The following is a 23,882-nucleotide window of genomic DNA, read 5'->3' as shown; positions in this document are numbered from 1 at the left end:
TCGAGTCCTGCCTTCGGAGCCATGGCCCCTTGGTCAAGCGGTTAAGACACCGCCCTTTCACGGCGGTAACACGAGTTCGAATCTCGTAGGGGTCATACTTAAAAAATTCTTAAGAGTCGTTTGATTCTTAAGAATTTTTTCGTTGCAATAATATAATTGTATTACTAAAATGGAAATGTTTTATTCAGGTTCTGTGTCAAATGTTTGAGTTTATTTTGATTAGGGCAACTAATATAAAATTAGTTCTCCTAGCATTTGACGTAGAGCCACTTTTTTTACTTATAAATTTTCTAAAAATTCCGCAAAAATGTTATGATAAAAATAACCAAGGGGGAATTAGAATGTTTGCAGTTGATGTAGAGAAACTTAGACCACTTGCGACAATTGATATTGACCATTTAGAGCGTCAACAATCAATAGCAGTTAAGGACATGAAAGAACCCTTTTTATTTTTAAAAAGACAAGGGAAATTAGAGTCATATATTAATATGAATACATTGCAACAAGATGTACAGCAAAGCCCGCAACTAACAGTAGAAGATCTTCGCCACTATGCCACTTCGCTTGATAGCATTTGTCAGGTAGACGAGCATCTATCTGTAAAAGTATTGTTCCAAATTATTGGGGAGCCGTTTGCATTGGTGCAAGGTGTAAACGGCGATATAATTGGTTATTTGCGTCGTGAGGAGATGCTTGTTGAACTTTTTAAGCAAGATAATCAGGCAATAGATTTGTTGAAAATTATTTTGACATCCATACCGATGGGGATTTTTGTGGTGGATCGCTCGCATCGTATTGTCAATTATAATGATGCATCACTGAAAATGATGCGATTAGATAAGGAATTTGCGGAAAATTGTGATGCAGAGGCAATTTTTAACCGATCATATTTACATTATGTTTTTAATACAGGAAAGACAATTTTAAACCAGCTTCAAATTGGTGATGATGCGATTGTACTTGTCGATTATTGCCCGATTATCAATTTTGAGCAGGCTGTTGAAGGAATTGTAATTGTTGTTCAAGACTTGCCAAAAGTAGAGGAAATGGCGACAGAGATTGAAGATATTAAAGGACTTAATAAGGATTTGAATGCTATTTTATCAAGCATTTATGATGAAATATTGGTTGTTAATGGAAGAGGAGAGCTAATTCGTACAAGTGAGCGCCTAATCCCAGGTGTGTGGGATACGAATTTGAATGAATGGATTGGTAAAAGTTTGTTGGTACTTGAAAAAGAGGGACGCTATTGTCCAACTTCTATAGGACAAGTGCTTAAGGGGAAAACAAAAGTATCTGTCGTTCAAGAGACGAAAAATCAGCGTAAAATTTTATCAGTTGGGAATCCCATTTTTAACGAACAAGGAGAAATTACTCGAATTGTAATAGCGTCGCGAGATATTACAGAGTCAACTCGATTAGAGAGTGAACTGCAAGAGATGAGAAAAATCTCTGCGCAGTATAAAAAAGAGCTTGATCTTTTCAAAAATAAAGAACGCTCAACAGAACAGCTTATTTATCGAAGTCAGAAGATGGAGCGTTTAGTCCAACAAGCGAAGCGAATTGCAGATTTTTCATCAACAGTTATGCTGTATGGTGAATCAGGAGTTGGTAAGGAAGTTATTGCACAAGTGATTCATCAGCTTGGACATCGCTCTGAGAAGCCATTTTTGAAGTTGAATTGTGGAGCAATCCCAGAAAACTTACTGGAAAGTGAACTGTTCGGCTATACCAAGGGCTCATTTACAGGTGCCGATAAGAATGGAAAAATCGGTTATTTCCAACAGGCACATGAAGGAGTGTTGTTTTTAGATGAGATTGGTGAAATGCCACTACATTTACAAGTAAAACTATTGCGTGTATTGCAAGAACAAGAAATCGTTCCAATCGGGAGCACAAAGCCTATACCAATTGATGTGCAAATTATAGGAGCGACGAATAAAAATCTGCAAGAGATGGTGGCAAAGGGTACTTTCCGCGAGGATTTGTATTATCGTTTAAATGTTATTCCACTACACATTCCGCCTTTAAGAGAACGGGTAGAAGATATCCCTGTATTGGCATTTCACTTTTTAGAAAAATTGAATAAGCGTTATGGAAAGAACTATACACTTACACCAGATGCAATTAATATTTTGGAATTTTATGCATGGCCAGGTAATGTGCGTGAATTGCAAAATATGATTGAAAGATTAGTTGTATCAGCTGATGAACCGGCTATTACTTCTGAGTTTGTTAGCCGTTTTTTATCACTTAGTTATACCGTGAATCATAAGAAACCTGTTATTACCCGTGTAATGCCGCTAGAAGAGGCACTTAATGATGTAGAAGAACAACTGATTATGCTCGCCATGAAGCAGTATAAGACAACGACACGAGCTGCAAAGGCTTTAGGGGTTAGTCAGTCTTCCGTTAGTCGCAAGTATCAAAAGATTTTGCAAAAAAAATATGAACAATAACTAGAATCCAGAATCCGTTAATGTGAAGACATTGGCGGATTTTTTATGCAATTACAGGTAAATATATGCAAAACTGCATAACTGTATGTTCATTTGCATAATAGCATTTCTGAAATATCGATAGAGTCGTAGTTTGAGAGTTGGCATGCTTCTTGCATTATGTAATATGACAACAGTTAAAGGAGGAGCAAAACATGGTAAAGGTGAAAGTAGATACACTTGAACTGAATATGTATATCGATGGTCAATGGACAAAGTCATCTAATGGTGGCATGCGTTCAGTCATCAATCCAGCAACTGGTGAGGAGATTGCACAAGCACCTGAAGGAACAGTAGAAGATGCCAAAAAAGCCATTCAAGCAGCGCGTGAAGCATTTGATACAGGTGTTTGGTCAGAAGTACCAGCAATCGAGCGGGCCGCTTTTTTATTGAAGGTAGCAGATAAAATTGACGAACGTGCAGAAGAATTAGCACGTCTTGAAACAATTGATAATGGCAAGCCATTAAGAGAAGCAGAAGGCGATATAGCAGATGCTGCTGCATGTTTCCGTTATTATGCAGGCATCGTGACAAAGCCAGATGGCGAAACCTATCATGTGACAGACCCAATGCAAGCAATGGTTGTTCGTGAGCCAGTAGGGGTTTGTGGTTTAATCGTTCCTTGGAACTTCCCATTATTAATGAGTGTTTGGAAACTTGCACCTGCTTTAGCTGCGGGAAATACGGTTGTTTTCAAACCATCCGAAGTAACACCAATCACACCAACTAAATTATTCGAGATATTTGAAGAAGTAGGCTTACCAAAAGGTGTAGCAAATATGGTGATGGGCGCTGGTGATGTTGTAGGTGATGCAATTACAGAAAGTCCGGATGTTGATATGATTTCGTTTACAGGTGGTACGAAAACAGGAAAACATATTATGAAAAAGGCAGCAGATACAATGAAAAAAGTATCGCTTGAACTTGGTGGGAAATCACCAAATATTATTTTTGCAGATGCTGACTTTGAAGTAGCGGTAGACTTTGCACTATTCGGTATTTATTGTGGCTCTGGGCAAGTATGCTCTGCGGGTTCACGTATTTTAGTAGAAGAAAGTATTTATGATCGCTTTGTAGATCGTTTTGTAGAACGTGCAAAACAGATTAAAGTGGGAGCTGGTTTAGCAGAAGGGACAGAAATGGGCCCATTAGTAAGCCAACAACATCTTGAGAAAGTATTAAGCTATATCGAAATTGGTAAAGAGGAAGGCGCGCGTGTTATCTGTGGTGGTAATCGCATCACAGCAAATGGCTATGATAAGGGATACTTTGTAGAGCCAACAGCCTTTGTAGATGTAAATCAAAATATGCGTATCGTACAGGAAGAAATTTTTGGACCTGTTGCAGTCATTCAGAAATTCAGCACAGAAGAAGAAGCGATCCAACTGGCAAATGGAACGAAATACGGTTTGGCAGGGGCAGTCTTCTCAAATGATGGTGCAAAAGCATTACGCATTATCAAAAAATTGCGTTCAGGTATTACTTGGATTAATTCGTATCATCCAACATATAACGAAGCACCGTGGGGTGGATATAAAGAAAGTGGTATCGGTCGTAGCCTAGGCACACACGGCTTCGATGAATTCCAAGAAATTAAACAAATTAATATCAATCTACAAGTAGAACCAGTGCAATGGTTTGAAAAATAAGGAGTGGATCATATGAGTATCAATGTGAATAGTCAACTAACGAAAAAAGAAGCGGAAGTATCAGAGTACCTAGATAAAGTATTAAATATTATTGAAAAACAAGAAGTAACAGCTGAAGAAGCAAAATGGATTACTGAAGAAACAGTTAATGGCTTCCGCGAAAATGTTAACCCAGGCTTCTTAGAATACCGCAAAACAGTTACAAAAGACGGCCAATTTGCAGCAGTTGAATGGTCTGATGGCGATTCTTGCTTTAAAGACTTAAATGGTAATGAATATATCGACTGCCTAGGCGGTTTTGGTATTTATAATGTTGGACATCGCCACCCAAAAGTAATGAAAGCTGTGCAAGACCAGTTACAACGTCAAGCATTACACAGTCAAGATTTACTAGACCCTTTACGTGCAATGTTGGCAAAAGTGTTGGCTGAGATTACACCTGGGGACTTAAAATACTCATTCTTCACAAACAGTGGTACAGAAAGTGTAGAAGCAGCGTTGAAATTAGCAAAAATGTACAGTGAACGTACAACTTTCATCGCAACAACAAAAGCATTCCATGGTAAAAGCTTAGGGGCATTATCTGCAACATCAAAAAATATGTTCCGCAAACCATTTTTACCGCTAGTACCAGGTTTCCGTCATGTTGCATTTGGTGATATTGACATGATGCGTAAAACATTTGAAGCTTGTGCATTAACAGGTGAAGATGTAGCTGCAGTTCTTCTTGAACCAATCCAAGGTGAAGGCGGTATTATTCTTCCACCAAAAGATTATTTAAAAGAAGTTCGTGCACTTTGTGATGAATACGGTGCATTAATGATCTTAGATGAAGTGCAAACAGGTATGGGCCGTACAGGGAAAATGTTCGCATCAGAGCTTTATGATGTAGTACCAGATATTATTTGCTTAGCAAAAGCATTCGGCGGTGGTGTTATGCCAGCAGGAGCAGTTGTGGCAAAAGAAAAAGTATTCAAAAGCTGGTTCCCAAACCCATTCATGCATACAACAACATTCGGTGGAAATCCATTAGCGTGTTCAGCAGCTCTTGCTACAATTAGTGTATTAATCGAAGAACAATTGCCACAACGTGCAGCTGAAGTGGGTGAATATTTCTTAAAAGGCTTACGTGAAGTAGCGGAAGCACATAGAGATAAAGTATTAGAAATTCGTGGTCAAGGTTTAATGATTGGTATTGAATTCCATGATGATGAAGTCGGCTATGAAGTATCAAAAGGTATGTTTGAACGTGGCGTACTTGTTGCAGGTACTTTAATTAACTCAAAAACAATCCGAATCGAGCCAGCATTAACGATTAAATATGAAGAAGTAGATGCAGTAATTAGCCGTTTTAAAGAAGTATTAGAATCACTATAATTCTATTTTGTTTAATATTTGTATCCACCTTCTACCAAAAGCACTACTGTAATCAAGTGGGCACTGATAAATTCATAATAGTATAAGTAAGGGAGGTATTTCTTAGTAATAATAAGATATGCCTCCCTGTTTTGCTATTTATAATTCATGTTTTTCGATGATCTCCAAACAAGCATTTCTCAATCTCAGCCCTTTGAATCCGAATCCTAAAGTAGATTGTATAGTCGCATTCAACTGTTTCTCTCTGCGGGAGGCGTTTAAGCTGGAAAGTCGAGACCCTGGACTGAATATGGCAGGGAAGCAGCTCGATACCCCCGCGGAAAACGTTCACCCGCAGTGGAAATCAACGATCTGAGTTATCCATATTAATTGTAAAACAAAAAAAGTCCGTAGCTAAATATGAGAGCTACGGACTTTCTATTAGCTAGTAATTTGCATTTCAGGTAACTCGGATACTACATCTTCTTCTTTGAATTGAGGAGGTGCTTTGCTGAATGCTTTTGTTAAGTATAGTAAGTAAACGAAACCGATGGAGAACCAAATTATTCCCATAATGAGTGAACTTTTTTCAATATTAAACCAAAGTATGCCAACAGATAGGGCACCGAGAATTGGCAAAACTAAATAATTGAAGAAGCCTTTCACTGTACGATGCTTTTTTTCACGAATAACAAAATGACTAATAACACAAAGGTTAACTGATGTGAATGCCATCAGTGCACCAAAGTTAATAAGCGAAGTCGCTGTTACCAAGTCAAAGAAAATAGCAGATAGTGAAATGGCTCCTACTACTAATACATTAATAGAGGGCGTTTTCCATTTTGGATGAATAAAGCCAAACCATTTTTCAGGAAAGACTTGATCTCGTCCCATTACATAAAGTAATCGTGACACACTTGCATGTGATGCCATTCCAGAAGCAAGTGTATTAGCAAATGTTGTACATAAGAAAATAGTTTGAAATAGTTTTCCACCTACATAAAGTGCAATCTCTGGTAAAGCAGCATCTGGATTATGAAAGCGTGAGACATCTGGGAAGAATAATTGAATAAAGAAAGAAGCAGTTATGAATATAACGCCACCCCATAAAGCCGTATAAAGAATGGCTTTTGGAATTGTTTTTTTGGGATTAGGTGTTTCTTCTGCTAATGTTGTGACCGCATCGAATCCAAGGAACGAGAAACATAAGATTGTTGCACCTGTAATGATATGCCCCATATTCATATCTTCAGAAATAAATGGCTGAAGTGAAAAGACTGTTCCTGTTCCTTCTCCCGCTTGAAGACCACGAACAACAAGAATTACAAATACAATTATCATGGTTATTTGTATTAATACGAAAACAGCATTGAAATTGGCAAGCAAGTTAACACTTCGTAAATTTAAAAACGTCACAAGCCCTACGAATAGCACAACCCATAACCATGACGGAACTTCTGGAAATAAAGCTGTTAAATATATCTGTGTTAACAATGCATTGACCATTGGCAAGAATAAGTAATCAAGTAAAGATGCCCAACCAATTAAAAACCCAAGCCTACGACTAATCGCCTTTTGCGTATATGTGTATGCGGATCCTGCTGTTGGAAAGATGCGGACAAGTTTACCGTAGCTTGCGGCGGTGAGTAGCATGCCAACTAAAGCAATGACATAAGATGTTGGAACATGTCCATCTGTCACATTCGAGACGATACCAAACGTATCGAATACAACCATTGGTGTCATATAAGCAAGTCCAATCATTACAATTTGCCATAATTTAAGTGATCTCCTTAATGTAGAACCATTCTCCATCTATCATTCCCCCTTATAAAAATTCCCCTTTACTTTTCATCTGCATAAAGTGTGCCAAAATTCAGAAAATCAATTTAGAGAGAAAGAAATGTATAAAAGTAGAATTTCTTTCTCCTCCTTCTAGGAAATTAGTATGCGAATCAGCATAATAAATTCATTTTTGCATACTTCGCTTTAACAGAAAAACGAAACTATGGGGAATTTAATTGGCATAGATTATGCATGTACAAAGTATAGGAAATTGAAATCTGTTAATAGGGAGGAATTCTATGAAAGAAATGAAGCGGACATTAACATTAATACCTGTTGTATTGTTTGGCTTTTCGTTTATGGCACTTGCAACGGTCTTTAGTACATACGGCATTGCTGCAGAAATTTCGCACGGCATGGTACCAGGGGCATATGTATTAGCACTTGTTGTCATGTTGTTTACGGCATATAGCTATGGACAGATGGCAAAGGCGATTCCGTCTGCGGGTTCAGCTTATGCTTATACGCAAAAGGCGATTAATCCGTTTGTAGGTTTTTTAGTCGGTTGGTCTATTTTGATGGACTATTTATTTATTCCGATGGTGAATTATCTATTATTTAGCATTTTCTTTTCGGCTGCCTTTCCGTCAATTCCTCCATATGTTTGGGTGTTAGGTTTATTAATTCTTGTAACCGTTATCAATATTCTTGGGGTGCAGATGGCAACAAAGGCGAATATTTTATTAACAGGTGTATCGCTTTTGTTTATTGCGATGTTTATTGGTCTATCTATTCAAGAAATTAATGGTGGAGCGGGTACGGGGAGTATTTGGAATTTTGATGCTTTCTATAATACAAGTGAACCATTTTCATTCGTTGTTGCAGGAGCTGCATTATTATGCTTCTCATTTTTAGGGTTTGATTCCGCGACTACTTTTGCAGAGGAGACGATTAATCCGCAAAAAACCATTCCACGTGCTGTCTATATTATTGTATTTATGGGCGGGCTTGTCTTTATTGCCGTTTCATATTTTGCCCATAATGTATGGCCGGATTACAGCACATTTACGAATGCAGATGCGGCGGCTAATGACATTATTGAGCTTGTCGGTGGCAAAACATTCGCTTCATTCTTTTTAGCAGTCTATGGATTTACCGCATTTGGCTCTGCCATGTCATCACAGGCGAGTGCATCACGCGTATTGTTTGCGATGGGGCGTGACGGGCAATTACCGCAGGGGTTTTTCTCCAAGCTTCATAAGAAATATGACACTCCTGTAAATAATATTTTATTAATTAGCGGATTTTCGTTATTAGCACTTGTACTTAGTTTGACGCTTGTAGCATCATTCATTAATTTTGGTGCCTTCTTAGCATTCACTTGTGTGAATTTATCTGTCATTGCTTATTATTTTGTAAAAGGTAAGCAAAGGTCCATAAAAGGTGCTTTTTTATACTTAATTATTCCGCTGATTGGAGCGGTGTTAGATATTTGGTTATTGATTAATTTGGATCGGCATTCAATTATTCTAGGAAGTATTTGGTTTGTTTGTGGTGTCATTTATATGCTTGTTTTGACGAAGGGATTCAAGAAGGCTCCACCAGAAATTGATTTGTCTGGACAAGCACAATTATAAAAAAGGTGGTATGGAAATGACTGTAGCAACGAAAATTATTAAAGGAAATCGTATTTTCACGGGGCTTGCAAATGAGCCACAAAAACTAGCGATTGCTATTCAAGATAATCGTATTTTAGCGGTTGATCATTGGGAGAATATTGTGTCATGGCAAGGTGAATCTACAGAAGTAATTGAAGTGGGGGATAAGCTTGTTATGCCAGGCTTTCATGATGCACATATGCATATTATGCTTGGCAGTGTTTTTAGTACACAGGCAGTATCTTTATTCGATGCCACTTCTGCTGAAGAAGCGATTCAGATGGTAGTGGATTATGCCAAGACACAAACAACAAGAGATTGGATTATCGGGACAGGCTGGGATCATACAGCTTGGGGTGATACAGTATTTCCAACTCGTGAGCATTTAGATGCGGTATTGGAAGATCGTCCGGTAGTCTTATTACATGCAGAAGGACATTATGGTTGGGTTAATACGAAAGCTTTGGAGCTTGCCAATATCACGAAAGATACAAAAAATCCTGATTACGGTATTATCGTGAAAGATGAAAACGGCGAACCTACTGGTATTTTAATTGAAACAGCGATATCGATGGCAACAGATTTGGCCTATGATTTTTCAAAAGAAACATTTAAAGAAATGGTCGAAAGCTTCTTAGCGAAAGCAGCGAAGCTTGGGATTACATCAGTTAATGATTTATATGCAAGTCGTGCTCATGAACGCTTACAGCAATATGATATTTATAAAGAATTAGATGAAGAAGGGTGCTTAACAACAAGACTGCATGTCTATCCTCCACTAAATGGTGATATGGAGAAAGCTCGCACACTACGTGCACTATTCAATTCAGAAAAATTACAATTAGGAGGATTAAAACAGTTTATTGATGGGGTAGTGACAGGACATACTGCATATATGCTTGATCCGTATTTAGATAAGCCAGGTTCTGTTGGCGATGTTGCTTATCCTGTAGAAACTCTTGAAAAATGGGTTATTGAAGCAGATTATAATGGCTTTGCAATACGCTTCCATACAATTGGAGATGGGGCAGTTCGCTTAGGTTTAGATTTATATGAAAAAGCACAGCAAGTAAATGGTAAACGTGATGCGCGCCATTCATTAGAACATATTGAAATTGTATCACCAGTTGATATTCCGCGCTTCAAAGAGCTTGGTGTAATGCCATCCATTCAACCATACCATATGGCATTAATGCCACGTGAAAGTCATACAACACGTGTAGGCGAAGAAAAACAACCATATATTTATCCTAACAAAACATTAATCGATTCAGGTGCGATTGTTCCTTACAGTAGTGATTATCCAATTGTACCGCTTGAGCCAATGTTAGAAATCTATCATGCAGTTACAAGAATGGATATTACGTTAAAAGACACTTGGAATGAACAAGAAAAAGTAACACTTGCCCAGGCATTAAAAGCATATACACAAGTCCCCGCTTATAGCGTATTTAGGGAGCAAGAGCTTGGTACATTAGAAGTAGGGAAGCTTGCAGATATTATTGTATTAGATCGTGACTTGTTCGCATGTCCGAAAGAGGAAATTTTAGAGACAGAAGTAGTTCTAACATTGATGGACGGTCAAAAGGTGTGGGAAGCAGTTATGGTAAAGTAAAAAGTTACATGTTTATTTAAAAATCAAGTTAGGTGGTTAGTCTTTAATAAGCTAATCACCTTTTTGTGAATAAAGTGGAGATAAATGTCCTGACGATACTGCCGAATAACTGGTTGCCGAGACCCCGCAGGAGCACGCAGAGAGGGAGGGGGAGGCATCGAAACGGAGATATTAGATATTTTGATGTCTTACCCCAACGTCTGAAATAGGATGATAAAATTATTCATGCCTGTATTGGGGAGACAAAAGCTCATGAATGTTTTATTTTATCAATTTGCTTCTGAAATAGTTACAATCTATTAGAAAAGTGAATGTTATATTTATCATATTATTTTTGTGACACAGTGTACTATGTCTATTATCCAAAATATTGAATAATAGACATAGAAAGAAGTGATTAGGATGGCACATGCTGTAAATATAGAAAACGGCTACAGTAAGAGGGAGGAATTTTGGAATGCGCTAACTCATGGCATTGCATTCTTGCTAACAATTCCTGGCTTGATTTTACTTATTCAAAAGGCAAACGAGTCTGGCTCGAAAATCGAATTGTTTAGCTATATCATCTTTGGTATTTCGATGATGATATTATTTTTAAGCTCAACCCTCTATCATAGCGTTCCAACGCATAAAAGTTTTTTCAAAAAGATGGATCACTGTTCAATTTTCATTTTGATTGCGGGTACATATACACCGATTGCACTTGTAGCAGTGGGTGGTGCGACAGGCTGGACTATTTTCTTTATTGAGTGGATTTTAACGATCATCGGGGTCGTCATGAAAATGTTCTTTGTATACCGATTCAAAACATTATCTTTAATCGTTTACATCGGCATGGGGTGGCTAATTATTTTCGCCTACAAACCACTTGTCGCACATATCACCGTTAAAGGCTTTTTAGTACTACTAGTTGGTGGCGTCATCTATACAGTTGGCACATATTTTTATAAAAACAAACGTATTTCATATAATCATGCAATCTGGCATGTTTTTGTTATGGGAGGCTGCGCGGCAATGTTTGCGAGTATATATTATTATATTTAAGTTATCCGAAATCATAAGGTAGCTACTTACTTAATAGTTCCTTTTTGGTAAGTGTAGTTATACATCATAATTTTCGCGTTGTATTAAAATTTTTAGAAACAATTTCTTTTGACCGACTAAAAGCACTGACTTAAAGAGTCAGTGCTTTATTAATGTACAAATTAATAAAGGTAGTGCTTGAATAATGTCCAAATTAATTTTACTTTATTCCGAAGGCTTGCTCATTCGGATTTTCTAAAAGCATTGTTATTAGTTTTCTTGTTGTTGCAAAAGAGTGATAGGTGTCTTTTTTAATGATGATGCCAAGTCTCCAGAGAAAAACGGAATCCTTATGTGAGAAAGCACATTGAGAAAGAAATGCCGTTTGGTGTTGAGGATTTGAATTTTATGTCTGCAGCTTCATTGCTTAATAATTTTAAAGCCCAGGTGCTCAATTAACTTTGAGCTTGGTCTTTTTTATTTAAATTATGAATATTTATTGTAAAGTAATAATAATTTATCGTTTTGCGATAAAAAAGTATTGACTAAGGATGTGTCTTCAGTTATTCTAACATTAGAAAGTCGATAGGAGACTTGGTATCACAATGGCAAACGTCTCAAATTTTAAAAATGAAAAAGCAAAATCTGCAAAATTTTAACATCGTAAAAAATTTGTTAAGTATTAGACTGTCAGCCAGGTGATATCTTGGTCAAAAAAATAATTAAAATAGCTTTAATGGAGGAAGATATTATGAAAACAAAATATGTAATTGCATCTACACCAATTCTTTTAGGAGTAATCTGTTTTATTGCGAAGGCTATCATTGGAAGTAATGTAGCTGCAGATGGCACTTTAGAAGAACCTTTCTTCTTGATTCCGATTGGATTTTTATTATTCTTCTTAGGGATTGTGTCATTAGCTGGTGTGGCATTGATTTCAATATTTAAGAAAACACAAACTTCAAATTAATTTTTGTATAAAAACCAACCATCTAAACAAAAGACCAGGCGCTCAAATTAATGAGTCCCTGGTTTTATTGTATATCCCTAATAATTGCTTTTTCTTAGCATTAAATTCATCCTCAGTGATTAATCCATCCTCTAATAAATCCTTTAATTAACGAATATTATTTTTAATTGCAAAGAAGTTTAACCCCAATTTAACCTCATCGACTATTTTAGAATGAAAAAAGCACCTTAACCAATTCGGCTAAGATGCTATATAAACTTTGATATAACAATATTTAGAGTAAAAGCCGCGTATGCCGTAGTTATTATAGAAAGTTTTAAACCACCACTCCTCAAAGTGGGTGTTCGCATAGTATTTCATGTTCGTCCGCATGGAATGCGGCATGCCAGTCCGTACTCAATTAAAACTCCCTTTTACAGCTCAAAGGTTAAAACTTAATATTATTACGAGCAATGCAGCTTGAGTTCTTATATTACTGCATGAATGATCAAACTTCAAGAGGGAACACCTCATAATATAACGGAAATAAGTGCAACTTTTGTAGGGAATTTAAGGTGAAAGCTAAGTATATATTTCAATTGATAGTAGAGAGAATTCAGCATAGAAATTGAAAGGTAATTCTGAAATTAAGAGTCTAAATATTATACGTATATTCCTCCGGTAATACACGTTTTAGAAACTGCTTTGTACGCTCCTCTTTAGGGGTAACAAAAATATCATGAGGAGTCCCTTCTTCTACGATCACTCCGCCGTCCATGAAAATAACGCGATTCGCAACATCTCGGGCAAAGGACATTTCATGTGTTACGACAAGCATTGTTGTGCCTTCATTTGCGATATTTTTCATAACAGTTAATACTTCACCAACAAGTTCTGGATCGAGGGCTGAGGTTGGTTCATCAAATAGGATAATGTCTGGACTTAATGCAACAGCTCTAGCAATGCCAACACGCTGTTGCTGACCACCAGAAAGTGCACTTGGATAAGCATCATATTTGTCAGAAAGACCGACTTTGCTTAGGGCACGTTTCGCTATTTCTACTGCATCTGATTTTGGCATTTTTCTACCGACAATTAATCCTTCAGTTACATTTTCAAGAACTGTTTTATTATTGAATAAATTATAACTTTGAAATACGAAAGCCACTTTTTGTCTGACGTTGTGAATTTCTCTTTTCTTCGCATGATGTAAATCAACTTCAATGCCACTAATAGAAGCATGACCTTTGTCAGCGCGTTCTAAGAAATTAATGCAGCGAAGTAACGTTGTTTTACCAGAGCCACTTGGGCCTAAAATAACTACTACATCACCCTGAGCAATCGAAATATCAACACCTTTTAAAATTTCATGATGACCAAATGATTTGTGTATATCTTTAATTTCTAACATTGACAAACACCTCTATGGTTAAGAATGAGCAACCTTATATTTGCTTAAATATTTTTCATAGCGTTTTAATATGTATTCAACGAAAGTACATAGAACTAAGTAAACTATGAAAATGTCTAAATACGCTTCAATGTAGTTATAGCCTACATTTGCAGCGACCTTCGCTTTTAAAGTGATTTCTGATAGTGATAGAGCATAGCCTAAGGAAGTTGCTTTAATTAAATTGATAATTGTAGTCGTAATATTGGGCATTGCAACAACGAGTGCTTGCGGAATAATAATTCGACAGTATGCTTGAAAAGTTGTTAAGCCGACAGAATGAGCAGCCTCAAGCTGTCCTTTATCCACTGTGCCTAAGGCAGAGCGGAAAACCTCTATTAATAATGCAGTTGTGCTGAAAGAGAAAATAATAAATGCATACCAGATAGGGTTAATTTTATAAATATCAATGCCTATATCATATTTTTTAAAGATAATCTTTAATATTAGCGGAATACTACTATAAATAATAAAAATCTGAATTAAAATCGGTGTACCGCGCACAAAGGATACATAAATTTGTGTAATACGTTGAATAATAGGCGTTTTGTGGATGCGAGTTAATGCTAATAAAAAGCTTAATGGAACTGCAATCACTAGAGCAACAATTGTCACAAGTAAAGTAATCGGTACACCAGACAATGCGATAAAGAATGTATCGATAAAAAACTTTCCGTTAAATGCAGTTGACATAGATGAACCTCCTTACGTTGTTTCTAAAGTCTTTTTACCTTTACTAAAGAATTTTTCTAATGCATTAAATACCCGTTCTATAAGGATTGATAAAATCCAATAAATAATGGCAAGAGCGATGTAGATTTCTAAAGCATGTGCATTTAGATTTGCTGCTATAAGTAAGTTGGCCTTCCCAACGACATCGATTAAGCCAATTGTGTAGGCAAGGGAACCCTCTTGAAGAAGCATAATCATACCGTTCCCGAAGTTGGGTAGTGCTACAACGAGCGCTTGTGGGAAAATGATCCGTCGATAAGCCTGAAGGGGTGTTAAACCAACACTAACAGCGGCCTCATATTGTCCGCGATCAATTGCTTCATAGGCTGAGCGTATTACCTCTGACATAATAGCTGCAAATTGAAGTGTGAAGGTGATAACAACAAAAATTGCTGTATCAATATTGTGTAGATTAATATTAAAATTTGCTGCGATTGCAGGAATACCATAATATACAAGGAATAGTAGAACGATTGATGGAGTACATCGCATAATGGTTGTGTAACCCGTAGCAATCTTTTTTAAGATACGACTATTACCAAGCTTCATAGCAGCAAGTAGCAAGCCAGCTAATGTTCCAAAAATGATGGAAGAGCCAGCTACAATAAATGTCACTTTTAAGAATGGTAAAAGTTGAGGAAGCGAGTTCCAAATATAAGAGGCATCAAAATATTTACTCATGTACGAATCACCATCTTTTTAGTGTAACTATAGGCTACTGATTATTTCAGTAGCCTATAGGTTTTGATATTAACGTTCAGCTTTGTTTAACACTTCAAATAAATCACGACCATAGAATTTTTTGCTTAGTTCGTTTGGTTTCTTTTCTTGTTTAAGTTTTTTGATTGCTTCATCATATGCATCTGCTAGTTTTTGTTGATTTTTGTTGAATAAAGGCCATGTTTTAATAACGCCGAATTCGTTATAAACGACTTGATCTTTTAAATTATGGTAAGCACCTTTATCTGAAGTAACTTGTTGTTGGAAGGCACCCTCGATCATAACACCACCATCAACACGACCTTCATTTACCCATTGCACAACATCTACTGTGAACTCATCACCAGCTTTAAGTTTTACTTTGTTATCTGGATTTTTGTCATTATATTCTTTAATAACCGTATATTGAGCATTGTTTGCGGCAATAGGGGCTAGTGAGTAGCCTTTAGAAGCAAAATCTGATAATGATTTTAAATCTTTATTAGATGATTTTAAGACAAGTCCAATACTACTTAACCCTAAGAATTCTTTAGGGAAGATAAATTTTTCTTTGCGTTCTTTCGTAAAAAATGCATTTTTTACACCAGCTTGGTATTTACCTTGTTCAACGCCAATTAACAAATCATCACTTGTTGTTCCTACGTATTCAAACTTATAATCTGGTAATAGTTTGTCAACTTCTTTCATAATTTCAACATCGTAACCAGTTGGATTGCCATTTTCATCTGTGTAAGTCATAGGTTTACTTGCTTGGTCATAAGCAATTTTCACTGTGGTTACTTTCTTTGAACTGGCTTCTGAAGAAGCATCTGATGAACTATCTGATCCACAACCTGCTAATAACCCAACTGTTGCCAAAATAATTGTTGCAAATTTCAAAAAATTACTTTTAAACATATTCCATAACCCCTTTTCTTTATATATATAATGGTGATTCTTTATCTTGTTCTAAAGCAGTTCTTGCGAGTTTTGTAATCGTCATATCATCCATTGGTGGATTATGTAGACCTGCACGAACATCTCGGTAATAACGTTGTAGTGGATTTGAATTTTGAAGACTTTTAGCACCAACTACACGCATAGCTAAATCTACAATTTCAATTGCTGCATTTGTAACCGTATGCTTTGCAACAGCTAATTCATTGGTTAAATGCTTACGACGTACATTATCATCATACGCTTCTGCAGCACCGTACAGAGTGAAGCGTGCTTGATCTAATTTTAGTTCTATAGTTCCTAAATGTTGCTGTACATTAGGCAATGTACTAATAGGTGCATTTAAACTATTAGGTTGGTGATGTTTTGCAAAGTTTACCGCATAATCTCGTGCGGCTTGTGCAATACCAAGATACGTTGCGGGAATATGCAAGATCCAACCGTTAATATGATTCCCACCAAACGGGCTTTGAGGGTACTCAACAAGTGCTATAGATTCAACATGCACATCCTTTAAAAGTAAATCGTGGCTACCTGTTCCACGCATGGACATGACATCCCAAGTCTCTTCTATAGATAATCCAGGAGTTTCATTTTCAATAAGGAAAAAACCGATTTGTTGTTGCTCTTCAATCCATGCACTTACAAGAAAATAATCAAGAATAGGAGAGGATGTGGTAAAAATTTTATGGCCATTTAATATCCAACCATTAGTAGTTCTAACTGCATTTGTTCCTGGGCGTCCACCACGAGTTGGACTACCTGTTTGTGCTTCACTTACTGCACGGTTAATGAACACATTTTTTTGAACTTCTTTCGAGAAGTTTTCAAGTAATTCAGGACTCCAAAGTTGATGTTCATATAGTTCACCTACAACTCCAAGTGTCCAACCAATTGCTAGAGATGTATTCGCATCATAACTAGCTAAAGTTTCTTGAAGCAAAATCATGTCATAAACAGATAATCCTTCACCACCGTATTCTTTTGGCAAGGTTACCTGTGGATAGCCAATCGCTCTTAATTTTTCGAAACTTTTAAAAGGAAAGAGGGATTGTTCATCAATTTTTTTAGAATCTGCTGTAATATCATGACGCAGATTTTCGAGCTTTTGTAGCCATTTTCGCTGTATATCCGTACGAATAAATAGTTCTCTCACAAAGCATACCTCCTTTTAAAATATACAAAACATAGAAGAATAGTTGGTATAAAAATAAATTAAAACCCACTATAGAAATAAATAACTACTTATGGGTTAATTTGTATTATGTTTTATTTTTACCTAATGATAAAGGTTGGGGAGTGCAAAGTCAATATTAATTATGAGTATTTTTATAGGAATAGAAAACTATTGAATTATCAGTATGTAAATGCTTGATTTGTTTAAGCTTCAAATGAAATCGGTACGTGATACAAAAAGACTTTAATTCAATGTATGATAGGCAAAAAAGCACTTACCAAATGGTAAGTGCTTTTCAATATTAATCTTGATAGTAAGCGATTTAATAAGCCGCCTTTGCCGTAAATTTAAATACTGAAAGTTTTAAACCACCACTCCTCAAAGTGGGTGTTCGCATAGTATTTCATGTTCGTCCGCATTAACGTGGAATGCGGCATGCCAGTCCGTACTCAATTAAAACTCCCTATTACAGCTCAAAGGTTAAAACTTTATATTATTACGAACAACGCAGCTTGTATTCTTATATTACTGCATGAATGATTAATCTGCAAGAAAGAACACCCCATAATTTTGTGGGAATAAAAAGAATTTAAGCCAATCGAAGAAAGCGTAATTATCGCAAAATAAGGAGGAGGGAAGATGGTAAAATGGTTCAACAACAGGAAGAATTTAAAAAGGCTTTAGGAAATTATCCAACTGGTGTAACGGTTGTTACAATTTTTGATAAAGAAAACAATCCAGCTGGTTAATTCATTTGCTTCAGTTTCATTGGATCCATTATTAATGCTTTGGTCTATTGATAAAAAATCGAAGTCAATGCGAATGGCAAGCGTTCGGCAAATAATTTACCGATATTAACGAATACAGCATCCGCATTAGAATGCGAAAATGTTCAGCAGATAGAAGCAGAGGGACCACGTGATTTGATAAGGAAAGTAACGAATATTATTAATGCTGACAAAGCACCATTGCTTGATCATCAACGTAGTGTTGGAGAAATTCCTAAAACCTTTTATCAAACAAATAGAATATATAAACTGCAAGCAAAGAATGATTGGATTGTTTGCGGTTAATTTTTGGGTAAAATAAAAAAGCATATGCCTTATTTTTAAGGCTTAAGCTTCTGATAATACTTCCTCAGTCAATGCAGTAATATCAACTGGTGTTTTTTCAGTTATGACATCTGCTAAAATGACATTTTTGAAGTAATTAACACTTGTTGGCAATGGAATGACTAACAATTTTTTTAGTCCCTCTTGATACATACTGACAAATTCTCTGTCGGTGTTGCCTCGTTTTAGCTCCGCAAATGCTTCATAAAAGAGATCTAGTTTATCTGCAAATTCGAGTAATCGACCTTCAATTGTTGCATCTTTTCCTTCTTTCATACGATTGAAGAATACCTCTTGAAATTCTTCTGGAATTTCGTTGAAAATGAACTTTTCCATCATTTTCTCTTCCACATGAGCAATCATTTGTTTAAGCTCAGGAGATGCATGTTTTACTGGTGTTTTGATATCGCCAATAAATACTTCTGCAAAATCATGGTTGATTGTCTTTTCATATAGTGATTTCCAATCGATAATTGCACCGTTCATTTCTTCAATTGTCCCAAAAAACATTGCGTATTGTGATACTTTCCAAGAGTGTGCTGCCACATTATGTTCTTCAAATTTGAAGCGGCCCGGGCAACGTATAATACGCTCTAAATCATTTAAACTTGTAAAAAACTTATGGATTCCTATAAAAATCCTCTCCCTTTTTAATTTTATTTATTGTATGCTACTTTACCAAGAATGTGCTTAGGATGTCCACTAATTTCTTCTTGATACGGATATTATAATACATAATTTGCTCGTAATTTATGTATTTACAAAGAACATAGGTTATTTTTACATTGTATTTACAAAGCGAATTTCATGTTCACCTTTTTGTCGATTGCCTGTATTTATGAATTCCTTTATTGTTGAAGTAAGAAATATATAGAAAAGGAAGCCTATCTATGCTTTATTCAACAGTAACTTACATACATGTTATAAGTGCAATTTTATCGATTGGTCCTTTTTTTGTACTCATTCCAATGCTGAAGAAAATGAGACTAGCAAAGACGCATGAAGAGATGACAGCATATGTAACTATTTTCTCTCTTGCTATTCAAGTAGTGAAGCATTCAGGGCATGTACTTACATTATCGGGGATATACATACTATGGTGTAGTGGTTACTCTATTACAACACCTTTTATCGTAATGACGATCACTTTGTTAATTCTTTCGATTGTCTTTTTAGCACGTGCATTTAAGCCAACGATGCAAACATTTAATACACCACAATATAATCAGCAACACTTTGTAGATAAACTAACCAAATCCACATGGATCTATACAATATTATTATTAATCATGCTTTGGTTTATGGTGACAAAACCAGCGTTATGGTAAATATAAGTGCTGAAGTGGCTCGTCCAGGCCCGAAAAGCACATAAGCTTTCGAATCGAAAACATCTTTTTAGTTTTCGACCGAGAATACGTTGTGACTCGAGGGTCTAGCCACTGAAGCCGGATAACATTAGGTAGAATCAACTCTTACTCTCATAAAAATAAAAGGATGCCTTTATAAGTGTTTTTATGCACTTATAGAGCATCCTTTTTTATTTACTTTTCTAATTCTTGAATTAAAGGTTTTACAAGCTCAGTAGCTGTTTTCCCAACTTTTTTATGATCCTCTACTACAGACAAAACTAGGAATTCATGCTTCTTTTTCGTATCAAATGCTACAACAAAGCTATTCTCTTGTCCTTCTGTTCCCTGTGTTTGTTTTAATTCAGCTGTTCCTGTTTTAGCAGCTAGAGTAGAGCTAATACCATTTAAGCTATGTGCTGTACCGTTTGTATTTTGAACAACTTGTAGCATTGCATTTTTGACAATATTTGCTGATTTTGCACTGACAGCATTTTTGGTCTTTGTTTGTTGATTTTTTAACAAATGTGCATATACCACTTTACCGTTATTGGCAAAAGCACTGTACGTAATAGCTTGCTGAATAGGGGACATTAATACTTGACCTTGTCCATAAGCAGTGTCAGCCAATAGAATATCGGATTTAAAAGAATCATTGTTTGAAATTTGTGCAGGTTTCATATCAAATGGTAAATCTAATTTTTCACCAAAGATAAATTTATTGAACCCTTTTCTTAAAAAATCTTCGCCCATTTCTAGTCCTTCTTGAGCAAAGAAAATATTATCTGAGTAGATCAAGGCTGTCTGTAAATTTACTTTTGGAACATTTGATACGCGGGTTACAAAATAGTTACCCCAAGATTTATCCTTTTGCCATTTTAGTCCATTGATTGTACGTTCTTTTTTAGTTGTTAGAGTAACTGAATCAAGTGCAACGCTTGCTGTAACAGTTTTCAACGTAGAACCGGGTGCAAATCGTTGAGTAAAACGATTGATAAATGGCTTTTGTTCATTATTCATATAAGCATCGTATTCTTTTTGTGAAATACCTCGAACCATTTTGTTTGGATCGTAGGAAGGCTTGCTCACAAGCGCAAGTAGATCTCCCGTTTTAGGCTGCATAATGACAGAAGCACCAGTAGCATTTTCAAGTGCATCATATGCCTTTAATTGTGTCTCAGCATCTATGGTTAAGTGAATATTTTTCCCGTCTTCACGATAGGCTTCAAGTAATACTTCTTTGACTTTGCCATTTTGATCTATTAAAGAAATCTTACCACCGTTTTTTCCACGTAATTCTTTATCGTAAGCTCTTTCTAAGCCACTTTTTCCAATAATGGCATCTGTAGCGAGAGTTGGATCTTTTTCAAGATCTTCTTGGGTTACTTTCCCTGTATAACCAATCATTGTTGAAGCAGCTTCAGCAAGGGGATAGTAACGAACATCTACTGCTTGATACTGTACGCCAGCCATTTTTTTTATTTGATCATTATCGATGACTTTTAAAGGGACAAACAAATCTTCTTTGACCCATTTTTGGTTGAGCTTTGTTTCAATATCCTTCGTAGTTATGTCAAATTGCTTTGCAATGGCTTTAATATTTTCTTCTTTTTTGGTTCCTTCTCCAAGTTCTTTAGGGATAATTCCTGCTTGGCGAAATTCTGAATTTGTTGCTAATTCATTGCCATTTTTGTCGAGAATTTTCCCTCGAATAGCATCTTCTTCTGAATAGGAGATCTTATCAGTTGCATCCATATGAGGGAAGATGAGTTCGGGACTCCAATCGACAACAAAATCATTTCCTTCCTTTATAATCTTTCCTTTATAAGAAAGGCTAGGTATTTTACCAAGTGCTGTTGTTAAATCTAATTTATACGTGAATGTGTATTGCCCTCTTTTAATCTTGGTTATGGTTACGTCGCTAGCTTTCATATTTTCTGCACCAATACCATGAAATATATTTGTATACTTATTAATCAATGTTTGCTTATCGTAATTATTTTTTTTAAGCGATTGATTGGATACTAGTGCAGGTAATTCTTGATACTGTTGATTTGTGATGGTTTTGACAAAATTCTTGGCTGTTTGTTCAGCCTTTTGTTCAGCACGTTGTTGTGCCATATAATATGTGCCGCAAGAAATAACGGCGATTAGTATTACTACTAGGCTAATGAGTAATTTTTTACTTTTCAAGCAATATCGCCTCCTTATCGTTATTATAACGATGTATGGTTAAAAGTATAATAGAATTAACTATTAATGTTAAAATGATAAAGTGAAATTTCACTTAACGGGAGTTTTCTAATTCTTGTTTTAAGTGTTAGTAGAATCGGGCTTTTGTATTGAGTGTTGAAGTGAGGGCTACTGATAATACATGAAAAGAGGATTTAATATGAAGAAAATGCGAATTTCACTCATCCTGATAGCGGTTGTGCTTATTGTTTTCGGATGGGGAGCACATAAACAAAAAGAGCAAAAACAACAAATAAATTCAATAATAAATGAACAGCAAGGCGTCAATCAAATCGAGGTAAAAGATAGCGCTGACAAAGTCGTATGGTCAACAAAAAAAGAAGCAGATCAGTACAAAGAACAATATCCTTTAAGCCATGTTGATAAACTGGAAAAAGGAGATCGCAAGGTATTTGCAGAAGATCCAGATTACAAGATTACTTATAAAAGGGATAATAAAGCGCTTTATTCTGTTGAAATATTACGTTTGACAGGCGAAAATACATCAGTTTCTAAGGAAATACAGCCATTTTTGTTTGATGTAAAAGGCAATACTTATGTAATCTATTGGCCAGAACAAAATAAAGTACTTGAGCAATCAGAGAATACACAAAAATTATTAAATCGTGTAAAATGAAACGTCTATCTTTAAAGATTTTAAAGGGTGCCTCTCGATAACTTGATAGAATAATGCAAAAAGCATGATGCTGTGACATCGTTTGTCATTCAACATCATGCTTTTTCTTTTGGAATTTTTATGCTTCAGGAGCGGTAAATGTACGACCTGCTAATTCAGAATCTAACATGAAGATAGCATTTGAATCATTTTCGATTCGTTCAAATTTGTGGATAAGTGTATCTAATGTAGATTCTTCTTCAACTTGTTCGTCAATAAACCATTTTAAGAATGCCATTGTAGCATGCTCGCGTTCATCTAATGCAATATCAGAAAGTCCATAGATTCGACGAGTTACTTCTTTTTCATGTAAAAGTGCAGTTTTAAATGCCTCTAAAACAGATGGAAAATCATTTTCTGGACTTTCAAATCCTTGGATTGTTGCACGATAGCCCATATCATTTATGAAGTTGTACAATTTCATCGCATGGAAGCGTTCTTCTTCAGCTTGTACTAAAAAGAAGTTCGCAAAGCCATCGTAGTTTTCGCTAGTACAATAAGCTGCCATCGCTAAGTAAGTGTGTGCTGAATAAAATTCAAAGTTCATTTGATCATTTAGTGCATTGTGTAGTGTTTCAGTTAACATGAATTTTCCTCCTCAGAATATAATGACGTCAATATTTCCCCTCTAGTATACTACGGTCATAACTATTGGTTCAAAAAATGAAAAAATATTGCTTTTTTTGTAATGTTTTTTATATTTATGACAATTCCTAATTCTATAAATCGCAATTGGATTTAAGGGATGAAAATGATTTATTTTTACGCAATGTTTGTGCATTGTATTATTGTAAGATATTTTGTTTACGGTGCTTTTGCTTGGTATTAGATGGGAGACATCATTTAATAAGCAATTATTATATAATGTATTTTGAAGAACTGCACCCAGAAACATTTGCCGCAATGATTATATTGTTGTTGCAATTTAAATGAAAATCCACCTAATAGTGAAGAAAAAATTGTGATTA

The 23,882-nt window shown here is 35.8% G+C and carries 19 protein-coding genes, 1 tRNA gene, 2 other RNA genes and 1 pseudogene; 11 read left to right on the top strand and 12 right to left on the bottom strand.

Going from position 1 to position 23,882, the window contains the following annotated elements:
* The first annotated feature begins 23 nt into the window (after nucleotides 1–23).
* The 4 genes from ACIQ4I_RS15210 (at nucleotide 24) to ACIQ4I_RS15195 (ending at nucleotide 5,524) form a co-directional block, all read left to right on the top strand.
* Nucleotides 24–95 (top strand) — tRNA-Glu (locus tag ACIQ4I_RS15210).
* A gap of 246 nt (nucleotides 96–341) precedes the next feature.
* Nucleotides 342–2,459 (top strand): sigma 54-interacting transcriptional regulator, encoded by a 2,118-nt coding sequence (locus ACIQ4I_RS15205; protein ID WP_403097414.1) that lies wholly within the window; start codon nucleotides 342–344, stop codon nucleotides 2,457–2,459.
* A gap of 194 nt (nucleotides 2,460–2,653) precedes the next feature.
* On the top strand, nucleotides 2,654–4,147 hold the full coding sequence (locus ACIQ4I_RS15200) for an aldehyde dehydrogenase family protein (protein WP_403097411.1): 1,494 nt from the start codon (nucleotides 2,654–2,656) through the stop codon (nucleotides 4,145–4,147).
* A gap of 12 nt (nucleotides 4,148–4,159) precedes the next feature.
* Nucleotides 4,160–5,524: a putrescine aminotransferase gene (locus ACIQ4I_RS15195; protein WP_403097409.1), complete on the top strand. Its 1,365-nt coding sequence runs from the start codon at nucleotides 4,160–4,162 to the stop codon at nucleotides 5,522–5,524.
* Between the two features lie 420 nt (nucleotides 5,525–5,944).
* Here the strand turns inward: ACIQ4I_RS15195 and ACIQ4I_RS15190 are convergent, their stop codons facing one another.
* Nucleotides 5,945–7,318, bottom strand: coding sequence for an APC family permease (locus tag ACIQ4I_RS15190; protein WP_403097407.1), 1,374 nt, complete (start codon nucleotides 7,316–7,318; stop codon nucleotides 5,945–5,947).
* Nucleotides 7,319–7,587: 269 nt separating this feature from the next.
* Here ACIQ4I_RS15190 and ACIQ4I_RS15185 point away from each other — a divergent pair, with 269 nt between their 5' ends.
* The 4 genes from ACIQ4I_RS15185 to ACIQ4I_RS15170 all read left to right on the top strand — a co-directional run bounded on the left by ACIQ4I_RS15185 (nucleotide 7,588) and on the right by ACIQ4I_RS15170 (nucleotide 12,554).
* Nucleotides 7,588–8,925: an APC family permease gene (locus tag ACIQ4I_RS15185; protein WP_403097404.1), complete on the top strand. Its 1,338-nt coding sequence runs from the start codon at nucleotides 7,588–7,590 to the stop codon at nucleotides 8,923–8,925.
* A gap of 16 nt (nucleotides 8,926–8,941) precedes the next feature.
* Nucleotides 8,942–10,561, top strand: a complete 1,620-nt coding sequence (locus ACIQ4I_RS15180) for an amidohydrolase (RefSeq protein ID WP_403097401.1) — start codon at nucleotides 8,942–8,944, stop codon at nucleotides 10,559–10,561.
* Nucleotides 10,562–10,963: 402 nt separating this feature from the next.
* A complete protein-coding gene (trhA, locus tag ACIQ4I_RS15175) occupies nucleotides 10,964–11,605 on the top strand; it encodes a PAQR family membrane homeostasis protein TrhA (protein WP_403097399.1) in 642 nt (213 codons plus the stop codon).
* 730 nt (nucleotides 11,606–12,335) lie between these two features.
* Nucleotides 12,336–12,554, top strand: a complete 219-nt coding sequence (locus ACIQ4I_RS15170; RefSeq protein ID WP_403097396.1) for a DUF3955 domain-containing protein — start codon at nucleotides 12,336–12,338, stop codon at nucleotides 12,552–12,554.
* 42 nt (nucleotides 12,555–12,596) lie between these two features.
* Here the strand turns inward: ACIQ4I_RS15170 and ACIQ4I_RS15165 are convergent.
* The 8 genes and pseudogenes from ACIQ4I_RS15165 to ssrS (ACIQ4I_RS15130) all read right to left on the bottom strand — a co-directional run.
* A pseudogene (locus ACIQ4I_RS15165) lies at nucleotides 12,597–12,695 on the bottom strand (SHOCT domain-containing protein); the annotation flags it as partial.
* Between the two features lie 138 nt (nucleotides 12,696–12,833).
* Nucleotides 12,834–13,018: non-coding RNA, 6S RNA (gene ssrS / locus ACIQ4I_RS15160), on the bottom strand.
* Between the two features lie 170 nt (nucleotides 13,019–13,188).
* Complete coding sequence (locus ACIQ4I_RS15155) at nucleotides 13,189–13,944, bottom strand: amino acid ABC transporter ATP-binding protein (RefSeq protein WP_403097394.1); 756 nt, start codon at nucleotides 13,942–13,944, stop codon at nucleotides 13,189–13,191.
* Between the two features lie 18 nt (nucleotides 13,945–13,962).
* Nucleotides 13,963–14,676, bottom strand: a complete 714-nt coding sequence (locus ACIQ4I_RS15150; protein WP_403097391.1) for an amino acid ABC transporter permease — start codon at nucleotides 14,674–14,676, stop codon at nucleotides 13,963–13,965.
* Nucleotides 14,677–14,688: 12 nt separating this feature from the next.
* Nucleotides 14,689–15,396, bottom strand: coding sequence for an amino acid ABC transporter permease (locus tag ACIQ4I_RS15145; RefSeq protein ID WP_403097389.1), 708 nt, complete (start codon nucleotides 15,394–15,396; stop codon nucleotides 14,689–14,691).
* A 69-nt stretch (nucleotides 15,397–15,465) separates the two neighbouring features.
* On the bottom strand, nucleotides 15,466–16,332 hold the full coding sequence (locus tag ACIQ4I_RS15140) for a transporter substrate-binding domain-containing protein (RefSeq protein WP_403097387.1): 867 nt from the start codon (nucleotides 16,330–16,332) through the stop codon (nucleotides 15,466–15,468).
* A 19-nt stretch (nucleotides 16,333–16,351) separates the two neighbouring features.
* The gene (locus ACIQ4I_RS15135) at nucleotides 16,352–17,527 is read right to left on the bottom strand and encodes an acyl-CoA dehydrogenase family protein (protein WP_403097384.1); all 1,176 of its coding nucleotides are present in this window, start codon (nucleotides 17,525–17,527) and stop codon (nucleotides 16,352–16,354) included.
* 344 nt (nucleotides 17,528–17,871) lie between these two features.
* Nucleotides 17,872–18,065, bottom strand: a non-coding RNA gene (gene ssrS / locus ACIQ4I_RS15130) — 6S RNA.
* Nucleotides 18,066–18,471: 406 nt separating this feature from the next.
* Between ssrS (ACIQ4I_RS15130) and ACIQ4I_RS15125 the strand changes: the two genes are divergently transcribed.
* Nucleotides 18,472–18,621, top strand: a complete 150-nt coding sequence (locus ACIQ4I_RS15125) for a hypothetical protein (RefSeq protein WP_403097381.1) — start codon at nucleotides 18,472–18,474, stop codon at nucleotides 18,619–18,621.
* A 42-nt stretch (nucleotides 18,622–18,663) separates the two neighbouring features.
* On the opposite strand, the gene ACIQ4I_RS15120 is transcribed toward ACIQ4I_RS15125, so the two are convergent.
* Complete coding sequence (locus ACIQ4I_RS15120; RefSeq protein ID WP_403097443.1) at nucleotides 18,664–19,293, bottom strand: YfbR-like 5'-deoxynucleotidase; 630 nt, start codon at nucleotides 19,291–19,293, stop codon at nucleotides 18,664–18,666.
* Between the two features lie 257 nt (nucleotides 19,294–19,550).
* On the opposite strand from ACIQ4I_RS15120, the gene ACIQ4I_RS15115 reads away from it, so the two are divergent.
* Nucleotides 19,551–19,988, top strand: coding sequence for a hypothetical protein (locus ACIQ4I_RS15115; RefSeq protein ID WP_403097378.1), 438 nt, complete (start codon nucleotides 19,551–19,553; stop codon nucleotides 19,986–19,988).
* 213 nt (nucleotides 19,989–20,201) lie between these two features.
* On the opposite strand, the gene pbp4 is transcribed toward ACIQ4I_RS15115, so the two are convergent.
* Nucleotides 20,202–22,199 (bottom strand): penicillin-binding protein PBP4(5), encoded by a 1,998-nt coding sequence (gene pbp4 / locus ACIQ4I_RS15110; protein ID WP_403097376.1) that lies wholly within the window; start codon nucleotides 22,197–22,199, stop codon nucleotides 20,202–20,204.
* A gap of 199 nt (nucleotides 22,200–22,398) precedes the next feature.
* Here pbp4 and ACIQ4I_RS15105 point away from each other — a divergent pair, with 199 nt between their 5' ends.
* Nucleotides 22,399–22,875 (top strand): hypothetical protein, encoded by a 477-nt coding sequence (locus ACIQ4I_RS15105; protein ID WP_403097373.1) that lies wholly within the window; start codon nucleotides 22,399–22,401, stop codon nucleotides 22,873–22,875.
* Nucleotides 22,876–22,993: 118 nt separating this feature from the next.
* Here ACIQ4I_RS15105 and ACIQ4I_RS15100 read toward each other — a convergent pair whose 3' ends face one another.
* Nucleotides 22,994–23,500 (bottom strand): ferritin, encoded by a 507-nt coding sequence (locus ACIQ4I_RS15100; RefSeq protein WP_397536874.1) that lies wholly within the window; start codon nucleotides 23,498–23,500, stop codon nucleotides 22,994–22,996.
* Between the last annotated feature and the right edge of the window lie 382 nt (nucleotides 23,501–23,882).

Source organism: Rummeliibacillus sp. NPDC094406 (genome assembly GCF_044763875.1).
Lineage (GTDB): Bacteria > Bacillota > Bacilli > Bacillales_A > Planococcaceae > Rummeliibacillus.
This window is presented reverse-complemented; position numbering and strand designations above follow the sequence as displayed.

What these genes read in the sequence shown, in the direction of transcription:
- ACIQ4I_RS15205 (WP_403097414.1), top strand. Translation starts at nt 342, where the DNA reads ATGTTTGCAGTTGATGTAGAGAAACTTAGACCACTTGCGACAATTGAT.
- ACIQ4I_RS15200 (WP_403097411.1), top strand. Translation starts at nt 2,654, where the DNA reads ATGGTAAAGGTGAAAGTAGATACACTTGAACTGAATATGTATATCGAT.
- ACIQ4I_RS15195 (WP_403097409.1), top strand. Translation starts at nt 4,160, where the DNA reads ATGAGTATCAATGTGAATAGTCAACTAACGAAAAAAGAAGCGGAAGTA.
- ACIQ4I_RS15190 (WP_403097407.1), bottom strand. Translation starts at nt 7,318, where the DNA reads ATGGAGAATGGTTCTACATTAAGGAGATCACTTAAATTATGGCAAATT.
- ACIQ4I_RS15185 (WP_403097404.1), top strand. Translation starts at nt 7,588, where the DNA reads ATGAAAGAAATGAAGCGGACATTAACATTAATACCTGTTGTATTGTTT.
- ACIQ4I_RS15180 (WP_403097401.1), top strand. Translation starts at nt 8,942, where the DNA reads ATGACTGTAGCAACGAAAATTATTAAAGGAAATCGTATTTTCACGGGG.
- trhA (WP_403097399.1), top strand. Translation starts at nt 10,964, where the DNA reads ATGGCACATGCTGTAAATATAGAAAACGGCTACAGTAAGAGGGAGGAA.
- ACIQ4I_RS15170 (WP_403097396.1), top strand. Translation starts at nt 12,336, where the DNA reads ATGAAAACAAAATATGTAATTGCATCTACACCAATTCTTTTAGGAGTA.
- ACIQ4I_RS15155 (WP_403097394.1), bottom strand. Translation starts at nt 13,944, where the DNA reads ATGTTAGAAATTAAAGATATACACAAATCATTTGGTCATCATGAAATT.
- ACIQ4I_RS15150 (WP_403097391.1), bottom strand. Translation starts at nt 14,676, where the DNA reads ATGTCAACTGCATTTAACGGAAAGTTTTTTATCGATACATTCTTTATC.
- ACIQ4I_RS15145 (WP_403097389.1), bottom strand. Translation starts at nt 15,396, where the DNA reads ATGAGTAAATATTTTGATGCCTCTTATATTTGGAACTCGCTTCCTCAA.
- ACIQ4I_RS15140 (WP_403097387.1), bottom strand. Translation starts at nt 16,332, where the DNA reads ATGTTTAAAAGTAATTTTTTGAAATTTGCAACAATTATTTTGGCAACA.
- ACIQ4I_RS15115 (WP_403097378.1), top strand. Translation starts at nt 19,551, where the DNA reads ATGCTTTATTCAACAGTAACTTACATACATGTTATAAGTGCAATTTTA.
- ACIQ4I_RS15105 (WP_403097373.1), top strand. Translation starts at nt 22,399, where the DNA reads ATGAAGAAAATGCGAATTTCACTCATCCTGATAGCGGTTGTGCTTATT.
- ACIQ4I_RS15100 (WP_397536874.1), bottom strand. Translation starts at nt 23,500, where the DNA reads ATGTTAACTGAAACACTACACAATGCACTAAATGATCAAATGAACTTT.